The organism is Paenibacillus sp. FSL H3-0310 (assembly GCF_038002785.1).
Lineage (GTDB): Bacteria > Bacillota > Bacilli > Paenibacillales > Paenibacillaceae > Paenibacillus_AQ > Paenibacillus_AQ odorifer.
Map to the genome: position 1 here is coordinate 209,778 of NZ_JBBODC010000001.1, position 22,365 is coordinate 232,142.

The 22,365-nt window shown below is 46.2% G+C and carries 17 protein-coding genes and 1 riboswitch; of the genes, 11 read left to right on the plus strand and 6 right to left on the minus strand.

Features of this window, described 5'->3' with window-relative positions; all coding sequences use genetic code 11:
- Positions 1-35: 35 nt before the first annotated feature.
- Both MHH63_RS01110 and MHH63_RS01115 read left to right on the plus strand, forming a co-directional pair.
- Positions 36-1,823, plus strand: a complete 1,788-nt coding sequence (locus MHH63_RS01110; protein ID WP_076128708.1) for a sensor histidine kinase — start codon at positions 36-38, stop codon at positions 1,821-1,823.
- Entirely contained in the window at positions 1,820-3,370 is a 1,551-nt protein-coding gene (locus tag MHH63_RS01115; RefSeq protein ID WP_076128706.1) for a response regulator transcription factor, read from the plus strand. Before MHH63_RS01110 ends, MHH63_RS01115 begins: the two co-directional genes overlap by 4 nt.
- Before the next feature lie 78 nt (positions 3,371-3,448).
- Here the strand turns inward: MHH63_RS01115 and MHH63_RS01120 are convergent, their stop codons facing one another.
- On the minus strand, positions 3,449-3,850 hold the full coding sequence (locus tag MHH63_RS01120) for a hypothetical protein (protein ID WP_076128704.1): 402 nt from the start codon (positions 3,848-3,850) through the stop codon (positions 3,449-3,451).
- Positions 3,851-4,592: 742 nt separating this feature from the next.
- Between MHH63_RS01120 and MHH63_RS01125 the strand changes: the two genes are divergently transcribed.
- The 5 genes from MHH63_RS01125 to MHH63_RS01145 all read left to right on the plus strand — a co-directional run bounded on the left by MHH63_RS01125 (position 4,593) and on the right by MHH63_RS01145 (position 12,210).
- Positions 4,593-5,573 (plus strand): ABC transporter permease, encoded by a 981-nt coding sequence (locus MHH63_RS01125; protein ID WP_076100584.1) that lies wholly within the window; start codon positions 4,593-4,595, stop codon positions 5,571-5,573.
- A gap of 65 nt (positions 5,574-5,638) precedes the next feature.
- Positions 5,639-6,544: a carbohydrate ABC transporter permease gene (locus MHH63_RS01130; protein ID WP_076128700.1), complete on the plus strand. Its 906-nt coding sequence runs from the start codon at positions 5,639-5,641 to the stop codon at positions 6,542-6,544.
- Between the two features lie 141 nt (positions 6,545-6,685).
- Positions 6,686-8,443, plus strand: a complete 1,758-nt coding sequence (locus MHH63_RS01135) for an ABC transporter substrate-binding protein (protein WP_080742630.1) — start codon at positions 6,686-6,688, stop codon at positions 8,441-8,443.
- 115 nt (positions 8,444-8,558) lie between these two features.
- Complete coding sequence (locus MHH63_RS01140) at positions 8,559-10,931, plus strand: glycoside hydrolase family 95 protein (RefSeq protein ID WP_341171135.1); 2,373 nt, start codon at positions 8,559-8,561, stop codon at positions 10,929-10,931.
- 139 nt (positions 10,932-11,070) lie between these two features.
- Positions 11,071-12,210: a transglutaminase domain-containing protein gene (locus MHH63_RS01145; RefSeq protein ID WP_076128696.1), complete on the plus strand. Its 1,140-nt coding sequence runs from the start codon at positions 11,071-11,073 to the stop codon at positions 12,208-12,210.
- Positions 12,211-12,318: 108 nt separating this feature from the next.
- Here the strand turns inward: MHH63_RS01145 and MHH63_RS01150 are convergent, their stop codons facing one another.
- Positions 12,319-13,800, minus strand: a complete 1,482-nt coding sequence (locus MHH63_RS01150) for an amino acid permease (protein ID WP_280753546.1) — start codon at positions 13,798-13,800, stop codon at positions 12,319-12,321.
- A gap of 199 nt (positions 13,801-13,999) precedes the next feature.
- A riboswitch (Lysine riboswitch) is annotated at positions 14,000-14,204 on the minus strand.
- 101 nt (positions 14,205-14,305) lie between these two features.
- The gene (locus MHH63_RS01155; protein WP_076128692.1) at positions 14,306-15,442 is read right to left on the minus strand and encodes a virulence factor; all 1,137 of its coding nucleotides are present in this window, start codon (positions 15,440-15,442) and stop codon (positions 14,306-14,308) included.
- Between the two features lie 223 nt (positions 15,443-15,665).
- On the opposite strand from MHH63_RS01155, the gene MHH63_RS01160 reads away from it, so the two are divergent.
- Together MHH63_RS01160 and MHH63_RS01165 are read left to right on the plus strand one after the other, a co-directional pair.
- A complete protein-coding gene (locus MHH63_RS01160) occupies positions 15,666-16,631 on the plus strand; it encodes an MBL fold metallo-hydrolase (protein ID WP_076128690.1) in 966 nt (321 codons plus the stop codon).
- 155 nt (positions 16,632-16,786) lie between these two features.
- A complete protein-coding gene (locus MHH63_RS01165) occupies positions 16,787-18,412 on the plus strand; it encodes an ABC-F family ATP-binding cassette domain-containing protein (protein WP_036680232.1) in 1,626 nt (541 codons plus the stop codon).
- Between the two features lie 324 nt (positions 18,413-18,736).
- On the opposite strand, the gene MHH63_RS01170 is transcribed toward MHH63_RS01165, so the two are convergent.
- Positions 18,737-18,922 carry a hypothetical protein gene (locus MHH63_RS01170; RefSeq protein ID WP_036680230.1) on the minus strand — a complete coding sequence of 62 codons (186 nt, stop codon included), beginning with the start codon at positions 18,920-18,922 and terminating at the stop codon, positions 18,737-18,739.
- Positions 18,923-19,055: 133 nt separating this feature from the next.
- Between MHH63_RS01170 and MHH63_RS01175 the strand changes: the two genes are divergently transcribed.
- Together MHH63_RS01175 and MHH63_RS01180 are read left to right on the plus strand one after the other, a co-directional pair.
- Positions 19,056-19,925: a cation diffusion facilitator family transporter gene (locus MHH63_RS01175; RefSeq protein WP_076128688.1), complete on the plus strand. Its 870-nt coding sequence runs from the start codon at positions 19,056-19,058 to the stop codon at positions 19,923-19,925.
- Positions 19,926-20,129: 204 nt separating this feature from the next.
- Complete coding sequence (locus MHH63_RS01180) at positions 20,130-21,257, plus strand: C40 family peptidase (protein WP_341171136.1); 1,128 nt, start codon at positions 20,130-20,132, stop codon at positions 21,255-21,257.
- Positions 21,258-21,477: 220 nt separating this feature from the next.
- On the opposite strand, the gene MHH63_RS01185 is transcribed toward MHH63_RS01180, so the two are convergent.
- Together MHH63_RS01185 and MHH63_RS01190 are read right to left on the minus strand one after the other, a co-directional pair.
- Complete coding sequence (locus MHH63_RS01185) at positions 21,478-21,855, minus strand: hypothetical protein (RefSeq protein WP_076128684.1); 378 nt, start codon at positions 21,853-21,855, stop codon at positions 21,478-21,480.
- Positions 21,856-22,074: 219 nt separating this feature from the next.
- Positions 22,075-22,242, minus strand: a complete 168-nt coding sequence (locus MHH63_RS01190; RefSeq protein WP_036680225.1) for a DUF1328 domain-containing protein — start codon at positions 22,240-22,242, stop codon at positions 22,075-22,077.
- Positions 22,243-22,365 lie beyond the last annotated feature (123 nt).

Consider the following 22,365-nt stretch of genomic DNA (forward strand, 5'->3'; position numbering starts at 1 on the left):
CATGAGATAGTGAAGGTTTCGGGGGGCGAAAGGCCATGTTTCAATGGTTTGTTAAGGTGCTGAATGACATCAAAATCCGCAATAAGCTGCTGCTTGCTTTTTTACTGACTACACTTTTACCGGTATTACTGGTAGGTGGTTATCTTACGATTGAGATGAGGACCATGGCGTTTGAGAACGCACTGGAGCAAGCTTCAATTAACGTAGATCGGGTAAAAAAAAGAACAGAAGAAGTCATCGGTGTATCGCAAGATATAGCGTATCGATTGTCCAATGATGCCCGGCTGAAAAAACTCGCCATACGCCAGTATGTAAGCACTTATGATGTGGTTGAGGCTTATCGGGATTACACTGATATGCGTGAATACCTAAGATTATATAAAGACATATCCAACATACGTTTATACACTGATAATGCTACGCTGCTTAACAACTGGGAGCTGATCAATCCTTCGTCTGCCATTAAGGAGAGCCAGTGGTATCAGAGAGCACAGCGGTACGATAGCCTCGTCGGTTGGGAATATATAGAGGATGAGCGTGATCAGCGGAATTATTTAAGTCTTGTCCGCAAAATCGAGCTGGAGGGCTCCAGTAAGATTGGCGTGCTCGTTATTAATGTAAACAGTCACCAGCTAACCTCAATTCTGAGCCAGGAATCATTTGATACCATGATCGTGGATGATCAGGATAATATCATTGCTGCGAACCGGAGCGATCGGACAGGAAAGAAACTGGCAGATGTTTCTTTTGATACAAAGCTTTTGGGGCAAGGAAGCGGGAGCTATGAGGCAGAAGTAGATGGTGAAGCCTCCAAAATAGTGATAGAAGAACTTAAACCACAAGCCAGCCGTAACGCCCTGCGAATTATTTCTGTTTTTTCTATTGATAGTATAGTCAAAGAACCTAATCGGGTGATTAAGCTTTCGATTACCGTGATTGCCGTAAGCGTTTTATTGGCCTTTTTAATCATATATAGTTTCTCTTCGTTATTTTCACGTCGATTATTGCAGTTAAGCAGACATATTAACCGCGTTAGTACGGGTGATTTTGACACTTCATTAAAAATTGATGGTAAAGATGAAATTGCTCTGTTAGCTCGTCAATTCAATTCTATGGTGCGGAGTATTAACGATTTGATGTACGAGGTACAGGAATCTAATGACCAGAACAGTCTGCTGGAACAGAAACAGAATGATATCCGTTTTAAAATGCTGGCAAGCCAGATCAATCCTCATTTCTTGTTCAATGCGCTGGAATCTATTCGTATGGAGGCCCATATGAAAGGGCAAGTGGAGATTGCACGGGTAGTGCGTCTTCTTGGCAAAATGATGCGCAGTAATCTGGAGGTAGGCCGAAGTAAAATTTTGCTTAGCCAGGAGCTTGAAGTGGTTCGTTGTTATTTGGATATTCAGCAATTCCGTTATGAGGATCGTTTGAAATATCAATTTATTGTAGACCCTGCCGTCGAATCACTCTACATCCCGCCGCTGATTGTGCAGCCGCTTGTGGAAAATGCGGTGATTCATGGGTTAGACAACACGATGGATGGAGCAATGGTTACGGTGAATATCAAGCGTGAGCAGAATCATGCGGTCTTTACCATTACCGATAATGGAGCCGGGATCACTCCGGACAAGCTGGAGCAGATCCGTTATACCCTTGAGGTTCGTGATGAGCAGGAAGAGGCACGGATCGGGCTGCGCAATGTACACGACCGTTTGAAGTTATCCTACGGTGTTGAATATGGACTGAATATCGAAAGCCGGATGAATGAAGGAACATCTATTACGTTTCGTATTCCAATGGAGGACATAAATCTATGATCAAAGTATTGATTGTTGATGATGAGCCAAAGCTGCGGGAAGGCCTTCGGGCTCTAATCCCTTGGGAAGAGCTAGGGTATACGGTGGTGGCTACGGCCGCCAACGGCTTGCAAGCTCAGGAGAAATATCATATTTTTTATCCGGAACTGATTGTGGTGGATATCCGCATGCCTGGTATGGACGGGCTGGAGTTAATCGGTGAGCTGCGCGAGGAAGGCTCGACCAGCCATGTGCTAATTTTAAGTGGTCATGCGGATTTTGAGTATGCTAAACGAGCCATTTCTTACCGCATTGACGGCTATTTACTGAAGCCGGTGGATGAGGAAGAGCTAATCAACTATTTGGAGGAACTCAGAGTCACGATCGCTCAGGAAGATCGCTTTAGCCGCTGGAATGAAGAGGAGCCTGCCCGTAATCGCGAAAGCCTGCTGCGTACATTGCTGCAGCCTTCAACAGCGGAGGAGGGGGAGAATGATCCTGCTAAGCAGGCGGCAGCACTGGGTCTTAAATCAGACCATGTCGAAGTGATCCTACTCGAATTACTCGCGCCTGCGGGCGGCAGTGAGGAAGGGGAGCGGGCCGTTAAGGCCGCGGTAGAACAGTATTTTGGCAGCAGTGAAGAGCGGATGTTTTTCACGATGCCGCCATATATTGGATTCCTGCTGCAAGAGCCGCTGCCAGGAAAGCAGGAACAGGAGCGGCTGATGGAAGAGCTTGCTTCCTTAATTTGCCGCGAGGGATACAACTTCAGCGCAGCAACGGGAGGCCCTGTAGCTGGACCAGAAGAGGCGGCACAGTCTTTTCAAGTGGCGCGTGAACTGCTGCGCCGGGCATTCTTTTACCGCAAAGGGATTCTGATCAGCGCCGATCTCTCCGGTATGTTGTTTCCTGGAGTGGCGGAGGCGTACACCGAAGAAGGGCAGGATGCGGAGAGCCGCCTAATGCTTGCTGTTGAAACCGGAAGCCGCGCGGCCATTGAACCGCTGGTGGATACGATCTGTGCGGAGCTACTGGCTGCGGGCAGTGAGGAGCAGCAGATCAAAGATACATTTGTGCGGATTCTCAGTACGGTGTTGGCCCGTCTCGAACCGGTCTATCCAGAGATTCGCAGCAATGCCGCTAAGCATTCCCCGCCGATCGGTGAGCTCTACCATAGTCATTACCTGGCAGACCTGCAAGAGCAGGCCGTCAATTTCATGGCGGAGATCGCCGATCAAATGTCCAGTGGCAGCAAAGGGAATGAGATCAAAAAAATTACGGAGCTAATCAACCGCCGTTACAATGAGAACCTTAAGCTTGAGACCTTATCTGAGTTATTTAATTACAACAGCGCATATCTAGGTAAAATGTTCAAGAACACTACCGGGGAATACTTCAATACGTATGTGGACAAAGTGCGGATTGAGAAGGCGAAGCAATTCCTCGCGCAAGGCATGAAAGTATATGAGGTGGCCGAGAAAGTTGGGTACATGAACCCCGATTACTTCAACGCCAAGTTCCGTAAATATGTAGGACTCTCCCCAAGTTCTTTTCGCAAAAACATCTAAAATAGAAGCCCAAAAAGCCACAGTTGCAGTTCAGGTATAACCTGAGCTTTAGCTGTGGCTTTTTTTCTTACATTAAAGCTACTTCACTAATAATAAATCTAATCTTTGTTGCAATTCTTGATTTGCAGGGTCCTTTAGAAGGGCAAGAAGTAACTCTTGAATTTGATCCATCTCTTTATAAGGTTCATTTTGTACATATTTGTCATGTATTCTGGTTTCCAAGGTATATCCATAATCGAACCCTAATGTTGAATACGTCGAAAGGGCAGCAACTTTACTCGCTTGCTCTACAGCAAGAATGCTTGGTGTTGAGGATCGTTCTAATTCCACTCTTAGACCGTCGAGTTCTGATGTCAGATTCAGGTCCAGTCTATCCATTAATCTGTTATGACTTACGTTGTTATTGAATTGAAATAAATTTAGTGTCAATAATACTGCAGCAATAATCAATAATAATATCTTGATGTTTTTGTTTTTCATTGCTCTCCTATTACCCTCCTTTAGGAAAAGAAATTGCAGGTACAACAGATAATGTCGACTCGGCATGTGCGTATAAGGAATATGTATCTGAAATAGTTGAAGTACTGATGTATCAGGTAATATTTTCTAGCTAAGATGATATTAAAGTAATTAATTTTAATTGAACCATACGGAGGTTTTCGTTGAGGAGCAGGGCAGGGGTTACGGGTATACTTGTTACGCCTCATCTGAGAGCATATTATAGTTTTCATTCGCGGGTATGACGGACTCCAGAGTCGTTATTTGGGCTATTTCGAGTCCAATTTCGATTTATCGGACTCCATGTACGTTATTAGCTGCAAATGTTCTCCAAAAGGTGGTTTTTTAAGTGAATAAGGTCTTTATAGTCCGCCTAACCCAATAAGATGTGCAATTTGCTTAAATAGGGTCATTTCAGTCCGCGCCTTCGCTTCCGGCCACGTTCACTTATAGAACGTTAGCTCGGGGCGTTTTTTAATTATTGGATGAAGTATTAATTGTGTGAAATAGACAGGGGATTAAGTATCGTATCGATTTATGAAATCAAATAATTTCACTTGATTATATTTTCAGTAAATTCATGTTTGTTTTCAGTGTTTTCAACGATGTATCCGCTTTATTTGGGCTCTAAATCTCTAATTTTCACCTGATTTTAGGTCGAATTTATAGGGTACTGCAATCGCTTACAGAGATTTAGAATATAGACATAGAGAGGAGGGGCTTTATGAAAGCGGACACAGTAACTTCTCAAATCCCGCCGGATACCCGAACACGCAACAAAAAGCCTGCTTCAGGAGGACGGTTTTGGAGAAGCTTTAAGAATCAAAAGTACTTATGGATGATGTCGATACCTTTTGTGATCTGGGCATTCGTCTTCAGTTATCTCCCGTTATGGGGCTGGACGATGGCTTTTCAAAAGTACAAGCCCGCACGTGGCTTTTTTGAACAAGAATGGGTAGGTTTTGAACACTTTAAGACACTGTTCAGTGACTCGCAATTCCTTCTGGCGCTGCGTAATACGCTGGCGATGAGTGGAATGGGCTTAGTCGCAGGATTTATCTTTCCAATAACGTTTGCAATATTGCTCAATGAAGTGCGTCTTGGCTTCTTTAAAAGATTTGCTCAAACAGTCTCGTATTTGCCCCACTTTGTATCATGGGTGGTTGCAGCGGGGATTGTAACTAAAATGTTATCTGGTGAAAATGGTCTTGTAAACGATATCTTGTTAGGAATAGGATTCATAGACGCACCTATCCAGTTTATGGCCCAGGGCCATCTCTTCTGGGGAATCGTTACCTTATCGGATGTCTGGAAAGAGACCGGATGGAACGCCATCATCTACCTTGCAGCTATCGCAGGTATTGGGCCTGAATTGTACGAAGCGGCCCGGGTAGACGGTGCCAGCAGGCTTCGTCAGGTATGGCATATTACACTTCCGGGTATTCGCCCAACAATTACTGTACTACTCATTATGTCGGTGGGTAATTTGCTCAATATCGGCTTTGAGAAGCAATTCTTGCTCGGAAACAACCTCGTTACCGACTATTCTCAAGTGCTAGACTTGTATTCACTGAAATACGGACTGGGCATGGCGAGATATTCCTACGGTACTGCGATCAATATATTCAACTCAGTGATCAGTGTAATTCTACTGTTTACGATTAATGGAATCTTCAAACGTACAACAAAAGAGAGCCTTCTGTAGCACAGAAGGCCCTTCTACCCAATCGTGGCAGTAAATTGCCCTTTTCATGAAAGGAGAGCGTTACAGTGGGAAATTCAGCTATCACCGGAAAGTCATGGTCAGACCGGATCTTTGATTTCTTTGTATATTTTGTAGTACTGTTCGTGGTTGTAATCACGATTTATCCGTTTTTGAACGTGCTTGCCATCTCTCTGAATGATTCAGTGGACAGTGTGCGCGGTGGAGTGACCATCTATCCCCGGGATTTTACCTGGGACAATTACCTAAAGATCTTCACTTTCTCCGGATTAATCACCGGGTTTAAAATATCCGCTTTGCGGACAATTATCGGTACTTTGTTCGGACTGATCAGTGCCTCGATGCTGGCGTTTACGATCAGCCGCCCTGACTTTGCAGGTCGCAAGTTTGTCTCCACATTCTTGGCAATGACCATGTATATCTCAGGAGGAATGATTCCAATCTATATGCTGATCAAGGATCTGCATATGATGAACAGCTTTGCAGTCTATGTATTGCCTGGACTGGTTAGTGCCTTTAACGTCTTCGTTATCCGTTCCTTCATCGACGGCCTGCCGTATGCGCTGCAGGAATCGGCGAAGCTGGATGGAGCCAATGACTTTACTATCTACTTCCGCGTTATTCTGCCATTGATGAAGCCAGCGCTAGCAACGATCGCGCTGTTCCTAGCAGTAGGTCAATGGAATGCTTGGTTTGATACTTATCTGTACAATGGTTCAAGCCCTAACTTGACCACATTGCAATATGAATTGATGAAGGTTCTACAGACCACAACCAGTGGTAACGGAGGCGACTACCGCTCCAACATTGCTTCGCTGGCTTCCAATCAGGTCTCGCCGGAGTCGCTCAAAATGGCGATTACGATTGTCGTAACCGTACCGATCCTGTTGGTTTATCCGTTCATTCAGAAGTATTTTGTTAAAGGTATGACACTTGGTGCTGTGAAGAGCTAATCACAGTTTAACGGGGGAGCTTAGTCTCCCCTATGCTTAAAACCTATTGTGTATCCGTTTTCTTTTGGCAAGCTGGGTAAAGTATTAACAGGTCTTCACCTGTGATACGATAGATAAACAATTTTAAGGAGGGTTTATTTAATGGGAAGTAATAGAAAGATAAAAGCCAAAGCTACGGCATTAACGCTCACTTCTATTATGCTGCTCGGTGTGCTTGCAGGCTGCGGCGGTAACAATGGCAACAATGGTAATGCTGCAGCTGGAAATACAGGCGGCAACGCAACTAATGCTGGAAATGCGACCAATGCGGCTGAGGATATTTCCCCGCTCACGATGACCTTCTTCAGTGCAGACCCTAACCCGAACTGGACAGGTATGCAAGATGAAGTTGGTAAAGTGATTACGGAAAAAACGGGAGTAACCCTAAATGCTGAATATGCAGTTGGTGATCCTCAACAAAAAGTAGCCTTGATCGCAGCGAGCGGCGAATATCCGGATTTGATCAGTGCTAAGACTGATGTCAGCAAGCTGGTAGATGCAGGCGCAATGCTTGATCTAACAGACCTGATTGAAAAATATGCTCCGAATATCAAAAAAGTATTGGGCGAAGAAGGCATGAAACGTTCACGTTACAGTGACGATGATCATGCGATTTATGCCATCCCTACCTATGCAGGTGTGGACAACAAATATTTTGATGCTGGTGGCGGATTTGAACTACAGCACCGTGCTGTTAAAGAAGCTGGATATCCTGCAATCAAAACTGTTCAAGATTATGAGAACGTAATCAAGGCTTACCTGGAAAAACATCCTACGGATGAAAATGGTAATAAAAACATCGGCCTGACTCTGAATGCAGATGATTGGTACATGTACATTACAGTAACTAACCCAGCATTTATTACTACTGGTTCTCCTGACGATGGTGAATATGCGATTGATATCGACACCCAAGAAGTAACTTATCACTTCCGTCGTCCGGCTGAAAAAGAATATTTCCGCTGGCTCAACCACATGAACGATATCGGATTGCTTGATCCAGAAAGTTTCGTTCAAAAGTATGATCAGTACAAAGCTAAAATCGCTACCGGCCGCGTTATTGGTTTGATTGACCAAGACTGGGGTTATGGCGATGGAGAAAGAGCATTGAAAGCTGAAGGCAAGCTGGATCAAGGCTATGGACACTATCCTGTAACCTTGTCTGAGGAGTACAAAGAAACCTCCTTCTGGCCTACAGGCTTCATGGGTGGTAACGGAATTGGGATCAGCGTAGATGCTAAAGATCCAGTTCGTGCGATTAAATTCCTGGACTACCTAGCTTCCGACGAAGGTCAAGTATTGGTTAACTGGGGGATTGAAGGCAAACACTACAATGTTGTTGATGGCAAACGTGTCATTCCTGAAGATGTGAACGACCGTAAATATAATGACACTACCAACTTCCAAAAAGAAACTGGTTTGGGTAATGTCGGATCAAACTATGCATTGCTGAGCGCTCACTATGGCGACGGTGTATTGGATCCATCTGGTAACTACTACACAACTCGTTTCCCTGAGCAAGTAACCGTAGGTTACAATGCGGTTGAAAAAGAAACACTTGCTGCTTACAAAGCAACAACTTGGAAAGACCTCTTCCCAAGTGAAGATGAGTTCAAAGTTAAACCTTGGGGCGCGGCATGGAATATCACGATTCCTGGGGATAGCGAAATTGTCGTTCTTGACAACAAGCTGAAGGATATCAGTTGGAAACGGATCCCAGAAGCAATCTTGTCTAAACCAGCTGATTTCGATAAAGTTTGGGATGCTTACATGGCTGAGCTTGATAAAGCTGGTGTAACGAAAGCTGAAGATTTGCGTGAAGAGCTGGTTAAACAACGCGTGAAACTTTGGAATGATTAATTATTAAATTTCGTCTAATCTAATAAAAGCATGAAGATGGCGGGAAGTCCGAACGAAAGTCCGGGCCTCCCGCTGATTGCTTTTCACCGGTAATAACAGGACAGGAGGAATATACATGGGAGAGAGCAAGAACTCCGGACGGCATGAGTTATGGTACAAGCAGCCGGCGGCTGGATGGGAAGAAGCGCTGCCCGTAGGTAACGGGAGGCTGGGCGGCATGGTCTTTGGTGGAATCGAAGAAGAACGGATTCAATTAAATGAAGACACTCTATGGTCAGGTTTCCCGCGGGATAAAGCCAACTATGAGGCACTGCGGCATTTGGCTCCAGCTAAACAGCTAGTTGTAGAGGGGAAATACAAGGAAGCAGAAGCACTGGTGGACGCCAAAATGTTAGGCAGCCGGACGGAATCCTATCAACCGCTTGGAGATTTGCGATTGAAGTTTAATTTTGCAGGTCCTGTAGAGGATTACCGGAGAGAGCTTGATCTGGATCAGGCGTTGGCTACGGTAACCTATACTGCTGGTGGTGTAAGGATCGTACGTGAAGTATTGGCCAGCAGACCGGATGACATTATAGCTCTTCATATCCGTGCTGAGGGGGGGGAGGGCCAAGCTACTCTGCCAGATTTCTGGGCGGATCTGGCATCACCACATCCTTTCAACTCGGAGATTACTCCGGATGGCATGCTGATTATGACTGGCCGTGCCCCGTCGCATGTGGCTGATAACTACGTAGGGGATCACCCGCGTGCCGTATTATATGAAGAGGGGCTTGGCATAAGTTTTGCTGCGGTTATGGAGATCCAGACGGAAGGTGGGACTTGTGTAGCGGAGAACGGCTCGCTGTTGATTTCTGGCGCGCACTCCATTACCCTTCGTCTGGCTGCGGCAACCGATTATGCCGGGTATGACCGGATGCCGGGAAGCGGTGGCAAGCTGCCAGCGGAGTTGTGCCTAGTGCAGTTAGCTTCAGCCTCTAAAGGATACGCAGAGCTTAAGCAGCGCCACTTAGAGGATCATCAATCCTTGTTCCACCGTGTGGAGTTGACGCTTGCATCTGCTGCTTCCCGAGGAGAGCTTCCGACTGATGAGCGCCTGGTACAATACCGCGAAGGACAGGCAGATCCTGAACTGGAAGCGTTGCTGTTCCAGTATGGCCGCTACCTGATGATTGCTGGCTCACGGCCGGGGACGCAAGCCCTGAATCTGCAGGGCATTTGGAATCCCTATATTCAGCCACCATGGAACAGCAATTATACGACAAATATCAACACCGAAATGAATTATTGGCCAGCCGAGTTATGCGGATTGGGCGAATGCCATGAACCTTTGATAGATTTTATCACGGAGCTTAGCGTGGCTGGCAGCCGTACAGCGAATATTCATTATGCCGCACGTGGCTGGACAGTACACCATAATACCGATTTGTGGCGGATGACTTCTCCATCAGACGGTAAGGCGATGTGGGCTTTTTGGCCGATGGGCGGGGTATGGCTCTCTCGCCATCTATGGGAGCGTTACGCTTTTCGTCCAGATGAGGACTATTTGCGCACAGCTTATCCCATACTAAAGGGAGCCGCATTGTTTTGTCTGGATTGGCTAGTAGAGCTGCCTGATGGAAGATGGACGACAGGTTTGTCTACCTCGCCAGAGAATGTATTTCTGACTGCTGACGGCACACCATGCAGTGTCTCGGCTGGCTCAGCTATGGATTTATCGCTTATCGCTGAGTTGTTCAAGCACTGCATTCAGGCTGCTGATATTTTAAATACCGATGTAGAGCTGCGTCAGGAGCTTATGCAGAAACAGAAACAGCTTGCCCACCAAGGGATCGCACCGGACGGAACTGTCCGCGAATGGAATGAGGATTTTGCTGAACAAGAGCCTGGGCATCGTCATGTTTCTCATTTGTATGACCTGTACCCTGGGAACGTAATTAGCCCTTCCTCCACACCAGAGCTAGCGGAGGCGGCAGCCTTAACACTGAAGAAACGTATAGAACATGGAGGTGGCCATACAGGCTGGAGCGCAGCATGGTTGCTTAATCTTTATGCGCGTCTGAAGGATGGCGAGAGTGCGGTTAGCTGTCTACGTCGCATTTTGCAAGATTCCAGTTTGCCGAACCTGTTCGGAAATCATCCTCCGTTTCAGATTGATGGAAACTTCGGCACTACAGCCGGAATAGCAGAAATGCTTTTGCAGAGTCATCAGGAGGGTCTGGAACTATTACCTGCTCTTCCAGAGGAATGGTCTGAAGGCAGCGTGAAAGGGTTGGTGGCACGTGGTGGCTTTGTCATGACTATAGAATGGAGCGGGGGCTGTTTAACTAGGGCAGAGGTTACCTCGACTCATGGCCGATCCTGCAGAATTGTTCAACACCAGCCTTTGCTCATTCAAAAACCGGATGGTACACAGATTGAAGGAGCGGGGCTGGAATTTGAAACAGTAATAGGAGAGACCTATATCATTACACCCCTAAAGAAATAATTCATATTGATCTGGCTTAGAGGCTGTTCTCAGAGTAGAATTATTCTACAGAGAACAGTCTTTTTTTGCCCAAGTCTTCATTATCTATTAAATGGAGGGTTTTGAATAAGTCTGTAGGAGCCGGAGGATCAGAATAATTATGTGGAAAAAACGCTTCACGTTGGCAAAAGTCATTCTTGGAGGAGTGATTATTTGCGCAGCCATTCCCCCGACATTGTATTGGACCTGGGGGCATGCTTATGCGGCCACGACTTCACCGACCGTTCGTTCTGTGAGTGAAATTGCCCAGAAGCTAACCGGTGCGATGAATAATCGTAGAGAGACTATCACTTTTACTTATGAGGGGAAAACCTCGAATTTAAAAACACAGATACAAACGGGTCTAGATCAAGCGATGAATAGCGATCCCTATTTGTATTACATCATAGACAGCTACGGATACACTTATCGAGGGAGCAAAAGTTCTGTAAAGGTTACGGTAGAAGTGAAATACTTGGAAACGCTGGAGCAGACCGCTTTTGTGAACAAAGAAGTAAAGGCAACGCTCAAGAAGATCATTACACCGGGTATGAATAATCATCAGAAGGTTAAGGCTATCCACGACTGGGTGGTGCTGCGTCTGAAGTATGATACCTCTTATCGTAAATATACGGCTTATGAAGGCCTGAAGAGTGGCAGTGCCGTTTGCCAAGGGTATTCGCTGTTGACCTATAAGCTGCTCAAGGAAGCGGGATTCAGTAATAAAATCGTCGAGGGCACTGCAAAACAGCCGGGAGGACGCAGCCAGTCTCATGCTTGGAATCTAGTGCTGCTCGAAGGGAGATGGTATCATCTCGACACAACTTGGGATGACCCGACACCTGATAAAGCCGGCGTGGTAAGCACCGCGTATTACTTGAAGACGGATGCACAAATGCGTCAGGACCATAGCTGGACGAAGTCTTATCCGGCAGCTTCGGTGGCCTATTATAAGACCTTGTCAGCACTTGTAGAGCGTGGAGGACAGAACGCCGGGGTGTATAAGCAGCTTCAGAAGGACCTTAATTATGAGCTGTATGCCGAGGAACGGATTGTACGTTCAGCAGCAGATTTAATTCAGCTGGCGAATAAGGCTGTCGCTTCAGGAGAGGGATCTTTATTATTCCGTTATCACGGTAGTGGAACCCAGCTGAAGAATGATCTACAGGAGTTATATAAACTTGGACTAGAGGAAGTGTCTTATTCTAGCACTTCTTTTGATAATACGGGTGATCTAAAAGTGTATGTGACTTGGGAATAGGCAAAGGGCTAAGTAAAATCAGGAGTTGAATATACTAGATTGATTTATATAAAAAGGGATATCCCGCAGCCTTTCAGGCTTCTGGATATCCCTTTTTGAGGAGTCTATTTATTCTGGGTGAGTACTAAGATCGCATTTATCCAAAGGAATAATATTACTCTTGCGGAAGAAGCGATAGCCGGCCCAAATCAAGACGAATAATGGCAGGCTGATATAGGAAACGGCAATACCGTACCAGTCGATGTTTCCACCTGAGAAGGCACCCATATTCTGGCCAAGGATGGCTACCGTACAAAGTACTAAGGCAAATATAGGCCCAAACGGGAACCATCTAGCCCGGTAAGGCAGCTCATCAAGGGAATGACCTTGAGCTATAAAGGCGCGTCTGAAACGATAATGGCAGACAGCGATGCCGAGCCAGTTAATAAATCCACACATACCGGAAGCATTAAGCAACCAGTTGTATACAGCACCGTCACCAAAGAATGATGCTAAAAAGGCTAACATACCAACGGCTGTGGTCACGAGCAAAGCGCCAACAGGAACACCGCGGCGATTAAGCTTGCCTAGAGCACGTGGAGCCATTCCATCCTTAGCCATAGCGTACAGGACGCGGGTGGAGGCGTACATTCCCGAGTTCCCGGCTGACAATACGGAGCTGAGAATGACAGCATTCATGACGGATGCGGCAATAGCAAGTCCTGCTTTATTAAATACGATCGTAAACGGACTGACTCCGATATCATCAATACCACCGCGCAGCAGATCTGGATTCGTGTAAGGAATCAGCATTCCGATTACTAGTATAGCGAGGATATAAAAGATTAATATACGCCAGAAGACTTGGCGAATAGCAATAGGTACGTTACGGCGAGGGTTCTCACTCTCACCTGCTGCAACACCGATTAGCTCGGTGCCTTGGAAGGAGAATCCCGCAGCCATAAAGACACCGACGAAAGCGAAGAAGCCACCGTGGAACGAGCTGCCCCCGATCTGGAAATTGCTGAAGCCTACGGCTTTTCCGCCCATGATTCCGAAAATCATCAAAACTCCGACAATAAGGAAGGCGATAACAGTAATAATTTTGATAATGGCAAACCAATATTCTGATTCTCCGTATCCACGAGCAGATAGGAAATTAAGACCGAACATCAGCAGCAGGAACACGAGACTCCAGAGAAAGGAGGGACTGTCCGGGAACCAATATTTAATAATGACGGTGGCGGCAGACAATTCTGCTGCAATCGTAACCGCCCAGTTATACCAGAAGTTCCAGCCGATGGCGAACCCAAAAGCGGGGCTGACGAAACGCGTGCCGTAAGTGCTGAATGAGCCCGAATCCGGCAAATAGGTAGCGAGCTCTCCCAGACTGGTCATGAGGAAATAAACCATAACACCAACAGCCGTATAGGCTAGAAGTGCTCCACCGGGTCCGGCTGAAGCGATAGCGCCACCACTGGCCAGGAAGAGTCCAGTACCAATAGATCCTCCAAGCGCAATCATGGTCAAATGCCTTGCTTTAAATGATTTTTTTAGCTCAGGCGGGTTACCTACGTTGCCTTGTGCTAGATTTTGCTGCTTGCCCTGCATGATTTGACACTCCTTATGATCTAATCTTTCAATTCATGAACGGGGAGTGCTGAGCTGCTTCCTCCCGCAGAGCGGGAGAGTGTATTTGGTGGTCTCCATAAGGTTATGGACAAACACTAAATATACAAATTCTGTAAACGCAAAGAAACCGCAGACTATATCTGCGGTTTCCATCTATACAGCTCCGCATCATACTCCCTGTGAAGATAGCGCAACACATTATGACCTGCTGCTATGCAGGTTATACAATGTGACAGTTCCGTGCCTTTCGGCAACGGCCCCAGCCTGCACCGCTGTAAGAGCGACAGTGCAGACTTCGGCAGATATTCCTTTCGACGCGATTCATAGACGGCTCTAACGTCTCCACGCGCGTACTCTTTATATCCGCGACCTCTACCTCATCTTAGTATGACGAGGCTATCTTTACTTCATTCATTTATAAACAACAGGAATTAGTATAAAGCAAGTTCGCAAGTCAAGCAATGACAAAATCCGGTAGGGAATGTTAGCTGCGACGACGCTCTGACATTTGCTGCCAAACGGTACCCGCCGCTGCTTCACCGGAAGCGATACGTTCCAAAGCCATTTTGGCCTGAAGTCCAACCTCGAATTCCGGATCTTCCGCCGCAACCGACAGCGCTTCTTGGGCATCGGATGTGCCCACCTCATAGAGGAAACGAGCTGCGCGCCAGCGGACAAGCTTGCTCTTATCTGTCAGTGCTGCCGTCATCACTGGCGTGGCGGCAGGATCGCCGATGTCGGACAGCGTATCGCCTGCCGTACGTCTCACGGCTGGCGCGCTGTCTGCCATCGCCTCATAGAGCAGCTCCATCGCTTCAGGCGTGCGAAGGTCGCCTAGATACACGACCGCAAGCCTGCGAATATGCAGCTTGGGATCGTGCAGCGCCGCCTTAAGCTCCGGCAGGAGCTCCGCCGTCGGCGTAAGATCCTCCAGCGCGGCGTAGCGCACGCGCCAATCCTCATGCTTCAGGTCTCGCAGCAGCTCATCCTGACTGCGGGTTCGTCTCTGCTCGACGAACTCGCCTTCGGCGCCGTGCGCAATGGCTTGCTGCACGAGAGAGTCGAGGCGTTCCTGCGGATACGCCGCTTCGACCTCTTGCTCCACCTCGCGTGCAATCTCCGCGGGCTCGCCATAACGCACGCCGTAATCAGTGAGCTTACGCTCTTTAATCATCACGGCGCTAGCCACATCCATAACCGCCTTCGTGAAGCGGTTTGCTAAGGAGATGCGCTCTTCATTCGCGCCGGTCTTAACGCGGATTTGCAGCGGAATTCCGCGGAACATCTGGACGAAGACTTGAGCTTCGCCGAAATGAGCGCCAGCGTTCTCATCGGCAAGATTCCAATCGTCATTTAAGCCTTCGCTGTTGCCGAAGCGGTTCTGGACTTCTCTTAGAATCGCTGCCCAATCCGCATTGCCCTTGCGTTCGAGCGCTGCAAAGTCAGCAGCGTGATAGATGCTAATAACGCCCGGTATCGTTAACATTTCGCGTGCCCAGGCCGGTGCGGAACGTTCACTTTCTGGTGTATAGGTTCTGCGAATTCCAGGTTCCAGACTTTCGTCCAAATGAAGCTTCATCGTATTTGGACTTGGAGTCGGTTCAATAAAAGTAATCTTCATACGTAGCTCCCCCTTGAACGGTATATGCACCGCCATACTTTATACACATATTATCTCATTTCTGGCGTGAAACACAAAAGGGTACTTAGATATTTTGCGGAAAAAGGGCGCACCATTACCAAGTAACTTGTATATTTTGCAAAATACTCTGCCGTTCAATATAGTTGTATTATATTCGCTAAAGTAAAGCATGCTCTGCAAACTTCTAAAGATGAGGTGCTCTATGGCTAAATTTCGCTACAATAACCTCGACAATGTGAGTACCGATAAAACACTTAAAGAGTTTCGTAAGTGGCGGGAGGAACGTCGACGGAAGAAAAAAGATTATTCATATGTAGTGCCAAGTACGCCGCCGAGGTTAGCTTATCTGGCGGAGAATCGCCTGGAGACCACCATTACGTGGATTGGGCATTCAACGTTTTTCCTTCAATATGAAGGGATGAATATCATTACTGATCCAATCTGGGCGAGAAGACTAGGCTTTGAGAAAAGATTGGGGCAACCCGGGATTCCGCTCAGCGAAGTGCCTCCCATTGACCTGATTCTGATCTCGCACTCTCATTATGACCACTTGCATATGGCTTCTATCCGTAAATTATATAGAGCAGGGACAACCCTTGTTGTTCCTATAGGCTTGAAACGAAAGATGCTCCGCAAAGGATTTCATAACTGCATAGAAATGGAATGGTGGCAGGAAAATACGCTAGGTAAAATTAAGCTTACCTTCGTGCCGACTCAGCACTGGACGCGGAGAACGCCTTGGGACACGAATACTTCTCATTGGGGAGGATACATTCTGCAGCCGATCGAATCGGATAGCGACAAGCTGCCTCCTAACCTGTATTTCGCAGGAGATAGCGGTTATTTTCCGGGTTTTAAGGAGATTGGGAGCCGCTATAAGCTTCATGTTGCACTCATGCCGATTGGAGCTTATGAACCGGAGTGGTTCATGACCTCGCAGCATGTAACCCCTGAAGAGGCTATACAAGCATTTGTAGATGTTGGAGCGGAGACCATGATTCCGATGCATTACGGCACCTATAGACTTGCTGATGATACGGCCCGGGAAGCGCTGGATCGGATGGAAAGTGCCCGGCTTAAACAGGGTATTTCTGAAGAACGAATCCGTACGCTCAGCTATGGCGAAACGCTTATTATACAACCCAAGAATCGCATAACTGGACAATAATTGAAAAAATTCCTCCTAACTGGCGACCTCTGTACAGCAGCTGGAATAACTTTAGTATTGGAGAGAACAGCTGAAAAGGCTATTTTACGGGCTTTTTGCTCTCTATTTATGCTATAATGAGCCGAAACCCTAAGTGAAAAGGATGGTAATGCGTAATGATTAGCACAAGCGGCGTAACACTCCGCTACGGAAAACGCGCTCTCTTTGAAGATGTAAACATAAAATTCACCCCTGGTAACTGCTACGGTTTGATTGGTGCCAATGGTGCCGGTAAATCAACCTTTCTGAAAATTCTGTCTGGTGAGATCGAAGCAAATACCGGTGAGGTACATGTTACACCGGGCGAACGTCTCGCAGTACTCAAACAGAACCATTTTGAGTATGATGAATTCCCAGTACTTGAGACCGTAATTATGGGTCATACACGTCTTTATGAAATTATGAAAGAAAAGGATGCGCTTTATGCGAAGTCCGATTTCACAGAAGCGGATGGCCTGCGTGCAGGGGAGCTTGAAGGTGAGTTCGCTGAGCTTAACGGCTGGGATGCTGAGCCAGATGCAGCTGCCATGCTGATTGGTCTCGGAATTATGCGTGAACTGCATGACAAAAAAATGGCCGAACTGAGCGGCAATGAAAAGGTACGGGTACTCTTGGCGCAAGCCTTGTTTGGCCGTCCAAATAACCTGCTGCTAGATGAGCCTACCAACCACTTGGATCTCGAATCTATTGGCTGGTTAGAGAACTTCCTCATGGACTATGAAGGTACTGTTATCGTCGTATCCCATGACCGTCACTTCCTGAATAAAGTATGTACGCATATTGCGGATATTGATTTTGGCAAAATCCAGATGTACGTCGGCAACTACGACTTCTGGTATGAGTCCAGTCAGCTTGCGCAAGCTTTGCAGCGTGATTCGAACAAGAAAAAGGAAGATAAAATCAAGGAATTGCAGGCATTTATCCAGCGTTTCTCGGCCAATGCTTCCAAGTCTAAACAAGCGACATCACGTAAGAAGCAACTTGAGAAAATTACACTGGACGACATTCGTCCGTCCAACCGTAAATATCCGTTCCTTAACTTCAAACCAGAACGTGAAGCGGGTAAACAATTGCTGACAGTCAGCGGATTGTCCAAAGCGGTTGAAGGTGAAAAGCTTCTTGATGAAATTAGCTTTGTAGTAAATAAAGGGGATAAGATTGCGTTTGTAGGCCCTTACTCCCAGCCTAAATCACTGCTGTTTGATGTGATCATGGGTGAGCAAGAAGCGGATGCGGGCGAATATACATGGGGAGTAACTACAACTCAAGCGTATTTCCCGAAAGACAACTCCAGCTATTTCGATGGTGTGGAAATGAATCTTGTAGAATGGCTACGCCAGTATTCTAAAGATCAGGACGAAACTTTCCTGCGTGGATTCTTGGGCCGTATGTTGTTCGCCGGAGAAGAAGCACTGAAGAAAGCAAGTGTGCTGTCCGGGGGCGAGAAGGTTCGCTGTATGCTGGCCAAAATGATGCTCAACGGCGCGAACGTGCTTGTGTTCGATGAACCAACCAATCACTTGGATCTGGAATCCATCACGGCACTGAATAACGGGCTGATCGATTTCGATGGCACGATTCTATTCACTTCCCATGACCATCAGTTCATCCAAACCATTGCTAACCGCATCATCGAGATTACACCTACAGGTGTAATTGATCGCTCCATGAGCTACGATGAATATTTGGAGAATCCAGAAATTAAGGAAATGCGCCAGCGCATGTATCCTGTAGAAGTATAATATTTAATTTCCGCTATCTGGAAGGAATCCATGAAGCAGCTACACTAATCCTTTTAGGATCAGGGTAGCTGTCTTTATAATTTCAATTTTGAAAAGTTATTAACAAGTAGAATGCTACGGGGTGTATGCGGGGTTTCCAAGACAGGAGTCTTTAGCCCTTGAGGTTTCCCAAAGCGCATGTTTTCAGCTGGCTAATCGTACATTAAAGAGAAGCAATTATGAATTTGAAGAGTTCTAATCCATCCTATCAGGCAGGACGAACGTATAAACGGCTGCGTTTCCCCGAGGGATTCGCAGCCGTTTATGTTTAAGTATAAGTAAATACTAAGATCCGCCAGTACGACGGCGTTGGTTGTTAGGCTTTTTGTTATTTTGGCTTTTTAGCGGTTTGGCGGAACCGGCCTGAAATGTGGATCCAGGCTTGGAGGAAGATTGTTGCTTCTTCTGTTCCAGTTTTTTACGGATAGCTTCCGCTAAGTTGATTTTTCCTTTATCGTTGCTTTCGCTCATTATGATAACCTCCTTCGAAGCAAGTCCTTACACTTTATTCTAATTGTTTTTAAATGCTGCCACAAGGGCAAGAATAATTGAAAGAATTCTTTTCCGTATTTTAAATAATCGGGGAAAAGAGGGGGAGCCAAGAATGACTGATATTTACGAAGATATACGTAAAGGTGAACGAGGAGCTTGGGTGAGCATAGCGGCTTACCTCATCCTATCATCATTCAAGCTGGTTTGTGGTTATTTATTTGCATCTAGCGCACTCGTTGCGGACGGGGTCAACAATTTAACAGATATCGTAGCATCCATAGCTGTACTGGTGGGGTTACGGATTTCGCGGAAGCCACCTGACTCTGACCACGCTTATGGGCACTTCCGGGCAGAGACCGTAGCGGCGTTGTTGGCTTCTTTTATCATGGCGGTAGTGGGCCTTCAAGTGATTGTGGAGGCGGTGCGTTCCTTTTTCGATCGTACAAAAGAAACGCCGCAGCTCTGGTCGGCAGGGGTGGCTATTGTATGTGCAGTAGCTATGATGGGGGTATACATATATAACAAAAGACTGGCCAAACAAATTAACAGTGGGGCACTTATGGCAGCGGCTAAGGATAATTTTTCTGATGCAATGGTCAGTGTTGGAGCCGCAGTTGGGATTGTGGGTGCACAGTTTGGTTTGCCATGGATTGATTCCGCAGCAGCTGTTCTTGTCGGACTCATTATCTCCAAGACCGCTTGGGATATTTTTCGTGATTCGACCTATCGGCTTACCGATGGCTTTGATCAAGATAAATTGATGGATCTACGCAGTACGATTGCTCGAACGCCGGGAGTAGAAGAGATTAAAGATGTGAAGGCACGGGTTCATGGTAATCATGTGCATGTGGATGTTGTAGTGGAAGTGGATGCGAATATTTCTGTGACGGAAGGTCATGAAATAAGTGATTCCATCGAAGAAAGAATGAGCAAAATGCATAATATTATGAATGTGCAGGTGCACGTGGAACCTAAAAAATAAATCGCGAAATGCTATATTAAGGAAAAATAACACATATTCAAGGAGAAATCGAGACTTTAGACCTGTGTGTTACCATAAAGTGGCATGATTATATGTGAAATTTGGAGCATGTTCCAAATCCCGGGCAAGCCTATAATGAGGGCATAAAGGAATAATGTAGTACAATCCTTTATTGAAATCTCATCATGGAATTTGGGGGAACGTATGATCAAATCACATAAGCAAATTACAGCATCTTTGTTAGTATCTGCTGCAATTGTTGCAGGTTTAGGAGTATCTGCTCCTGGACAAGCAGCGGCAGCCTCAAGTTCATCTAATTCAGTTACAGCAGCTTCAGCCGTTCAAACAGGTGTGATCGAGGCTAGTGTTCGCCTTCGCAGCACCCCTTCTACTGACGGAGAAATAGTGAAGTACTTGCAAAAGGGAGATCAAGTGCAGATCCTTTCGCAGCCTAACAGCTATTGGTATCAAGTAAAAACGGCTGATGGTTCAGTGGGTTATACAAGTGCAGGAGATAAATATATCAGTGTATCCTCTGCTTCAGTAACGACACCATCGGCACAAACTGGCACCATTAAGTATGGTGTGAATCTTCGAGTTTCACCTTCAACAAGCGGGAAAATAATGAAGCTTTTGAATAAGGGAGAAAAAGTAGAAGTTCTGGCGCAGCCTAACAGTTACTGGTATCAAGTTAAAGCGGCGGATGGTAGCATCGGATATATAAGTTCAAGTGAACAATATAGTACACTTTCAGGAAACGGTGGGGGATCTGGAACGGTAACACCAACACCAACACCAACACCAACACCAACACCAACACCAACACCAACACCAACACCAACACCAACACCAACGCCTACACCCAATCCACCTGTAACCACACCGGGGGCTTCAGCCCAAATCGAACGGGTGATTGCTGCAGGTATGGGATATCTAGGAACGCCTTATGAGTATGGCTCCAGCAGAAATGATACAAGCACCTTTGATTGCTCGGACTTCATCCGGCAAATTTTTATGGATGCAGCCAATCTCAAACTGCCGGCGGATTCCCGTCAACAGGGAGATTGGGTGAAGTCGAATAGTACGGTGGTTACGTCTATTTCCAATTTGAAGCGCGGCGACTTAATGTTCTTTATGGATTATAAGGGGAATTCTGCTTCTGCTTATGAGGGAATCGACAAATCTACAGCTAGAATATCGCATGTTGCAATGTATCTAGGAGATGGACAAGTTCTACAAACTTATTCCGTAGCTTCAGGCGGGGTAAGAGTAGATAAACTAAGCGCTTCTTGGATGAATCGTTTTCTCTACGGAGGTTCGGTCATTCGCTAAATATATGAAAATGCAGGAAGCGACAGCATCGCATGTTTGTGACGGGTGAACGATGGCGGGCGTACGCGCAAGAGGGCTATCCTTTTAGTAGAATTCTCTACTGAAGGGGTAGCTCTTCCTGTTTATCTGTTCAGAATATGTACTCTCCACATAAAAAAAGGGCAGTACCATCGGCCATTTTCTTGGCTCTTGGGACACCCCTTCTTCGCTTATTGATTAATTATGGCAAAATCACATTGGCTGATACAGGAACCTTAACCCATGCTTTTCCTAGCCAAGTGTAAATTTCTCTCCATTCATTACCCCAAGTATCCGAAATGACTTCACCTGTTGTATCAAGAGTCTGAACGCCAAGCCAGCCTGCTGGAATTATACCTCCGACTGAAAAGTAGAAAGGTGTTTTCTCAGTCAGCACTATTTGCGGTGTAGCTGGACTCATATCCGCTGGAGTAATAATGGTTTCAAAAGAATTGCTGTAAGTGCTTCCAGTTACGGTTGCAGGAGCCGTAGTAGTTCCTGTTACTTCAGCTGCTGAAGCTGTAGCTGCAATGGAAGCCATAAGTCCTAAGGCTACTGTAAGGCTGGCGATTTTTTTCATGTTTGGTTCCTCCTGTGGGGGTTGGATGTATTTTTTTCCAAAAGCGCTGTTTGTTAATAAGCTAGTAAACGTAATTGATGCGTGATGAACCACCCATTCAACATTTCTTATTTTCTCAAGTGACATCTGTGCAGGAATGACCTATACTTTCTGCATGATGAATAAGATATATGGATAGATATGGGAGGGATACAACAGTCACACCATTAATAAGAGGGGCTACATAGATCTGCCTCTGCGTCCCGTGAAGAGAGAAATTACAAACAGAACCAGGAAGACGAAGAACAGGATCTTAGCAAGACCAGCAGCGGCAGCTACTAGGTTGAAGAAACCAAAGATACCGGCGATTACTGCGACTACAAGTAGTATTGCGGACCATTTTAACATTACATATCACCTATCCTTTTTTGATTAATGTAGTCATTGTATAAACGGGGACTTTGATTTTGAAACAAAAGGGAAGAGGGACTCTTGACAACGCTCGACAAGATGTTTCGGCTTATGGGACCA

Excerpts from the sequence above, each read along its gene's own strand:
- MHH63_RS01110 (WP_076128708.1), top strand. The coding sequence starts at position 36 with ATGTTTCAATGGTTTGTTAAGGTGCTGAATGACATCAAAATCCGCAAT.
- MHH63_RS01115 (WP_076128706.1), top strand. The coding sequence starts at position 1,820 with ATGATCAAAGTATTGATTGTTGATGATGAGCCAAAGCTGCGGGAAGGC.
- MHH63_RS01120 (WP_076128704.1), bottom strand. The coding sequence starts at position 3,850 with ATGAAAAACAAAAACATCAAGATATTATTATTGATTATTGCTGCAGTA.
- MHH63_RS01125 (WP_076100584.1), top strand. The coding sequence starts at position 4,593 with ATGAAAGCGGACACAGTAACTTCTCAAATCCCGCCGGATACCCGAACA.
- MHH63_RS01135 (WP_080742630.1), top strand. The coding sequence starts at position 6,686 with ATGGGAAGTAATAGAAAGATAAAAGCCAAAGCTACGGCATTAACGCTC.
- MHH63_RS01140 (WP_341171135.1), top strand. The coding sequence starts at position 8,559 with ATGGGAGAGAGCAAGAACTCCGGACGGCATGAGTTATGGTACAAGCAG.
- MHH63_RS01145 (WP_076128696.1), top strand. The coding sequence starts at position 11,071 with ATGTGGAAAAAACGCTTCACGTTGGCAAAAGTCATTCTTGGAGGAGTG.
- MHH63_RS01150 (WP_280753546.1), bottom strand. The coding sequence starts at position 13,800 with ATGCAGGGCAAGCAGCAAAATCTAGCACAAGGCAACGTAGGTAACCCG.
- MHH63_RS01155 (WP_076128692.1), bottom strand. The coding sequence starts at position 15,442 with ATGAAGATTACTTTTATTGAACCGACTCCAAGTCCAAATACGATGAAG.
- MHH63_RS01160 (WP_076128690.1), top strand. The coding sequence starts at position 15,666 with ATGGCTAAATTTCGCTACAATAACCTCGACAATGTGAGTACCGATAAA.
- MHH63_RS01165 (WP_036680232.1), top strand. The coding sequence starts at position 16,787 with ATGATTAGCACAAGCGGCGTAACACTCCGCTACGGAAAACGCGCTCTC.
- MHH63_RS01170 (WP_036680230.1), bottom strand. The coding sequence starts at position 18,922 with ATGAGCGAAAGCAACGATAAAGGAAAAATCAACTTAGCGGAAGCTATC.
- MHH63_RS01175 (WP_076128688.1), top strand. The coding sequence starts at position 19,056 with ATGACTGATATTTACGAAGATATACGTAAAGGTGAACGAGGAGCTTGG.
- MHH63_RS01180 (WP_341171136.1), top strand. The coding sequence starts at position 20,130 with ATGATCAAATCACATAAGCAAATTACAGCATCTTTGTTAGTATCTGCT.
- MHH63_RS01185 (WP_076128684.1), bottom strand. The coding sequence starts at position 21,855 with ATGAAAAAAATCGCCAGCCTTACAGTAGCCTTAGGACTTATGGCTTCC.
- MHH63_RS01190 (WP_036680225.1), bottom strand. The coding sequence starts at position 22,242 with ATGTTAAAATGGTCCGCAATACTACTTGTAGTCGCAGTAATCGCCGGT.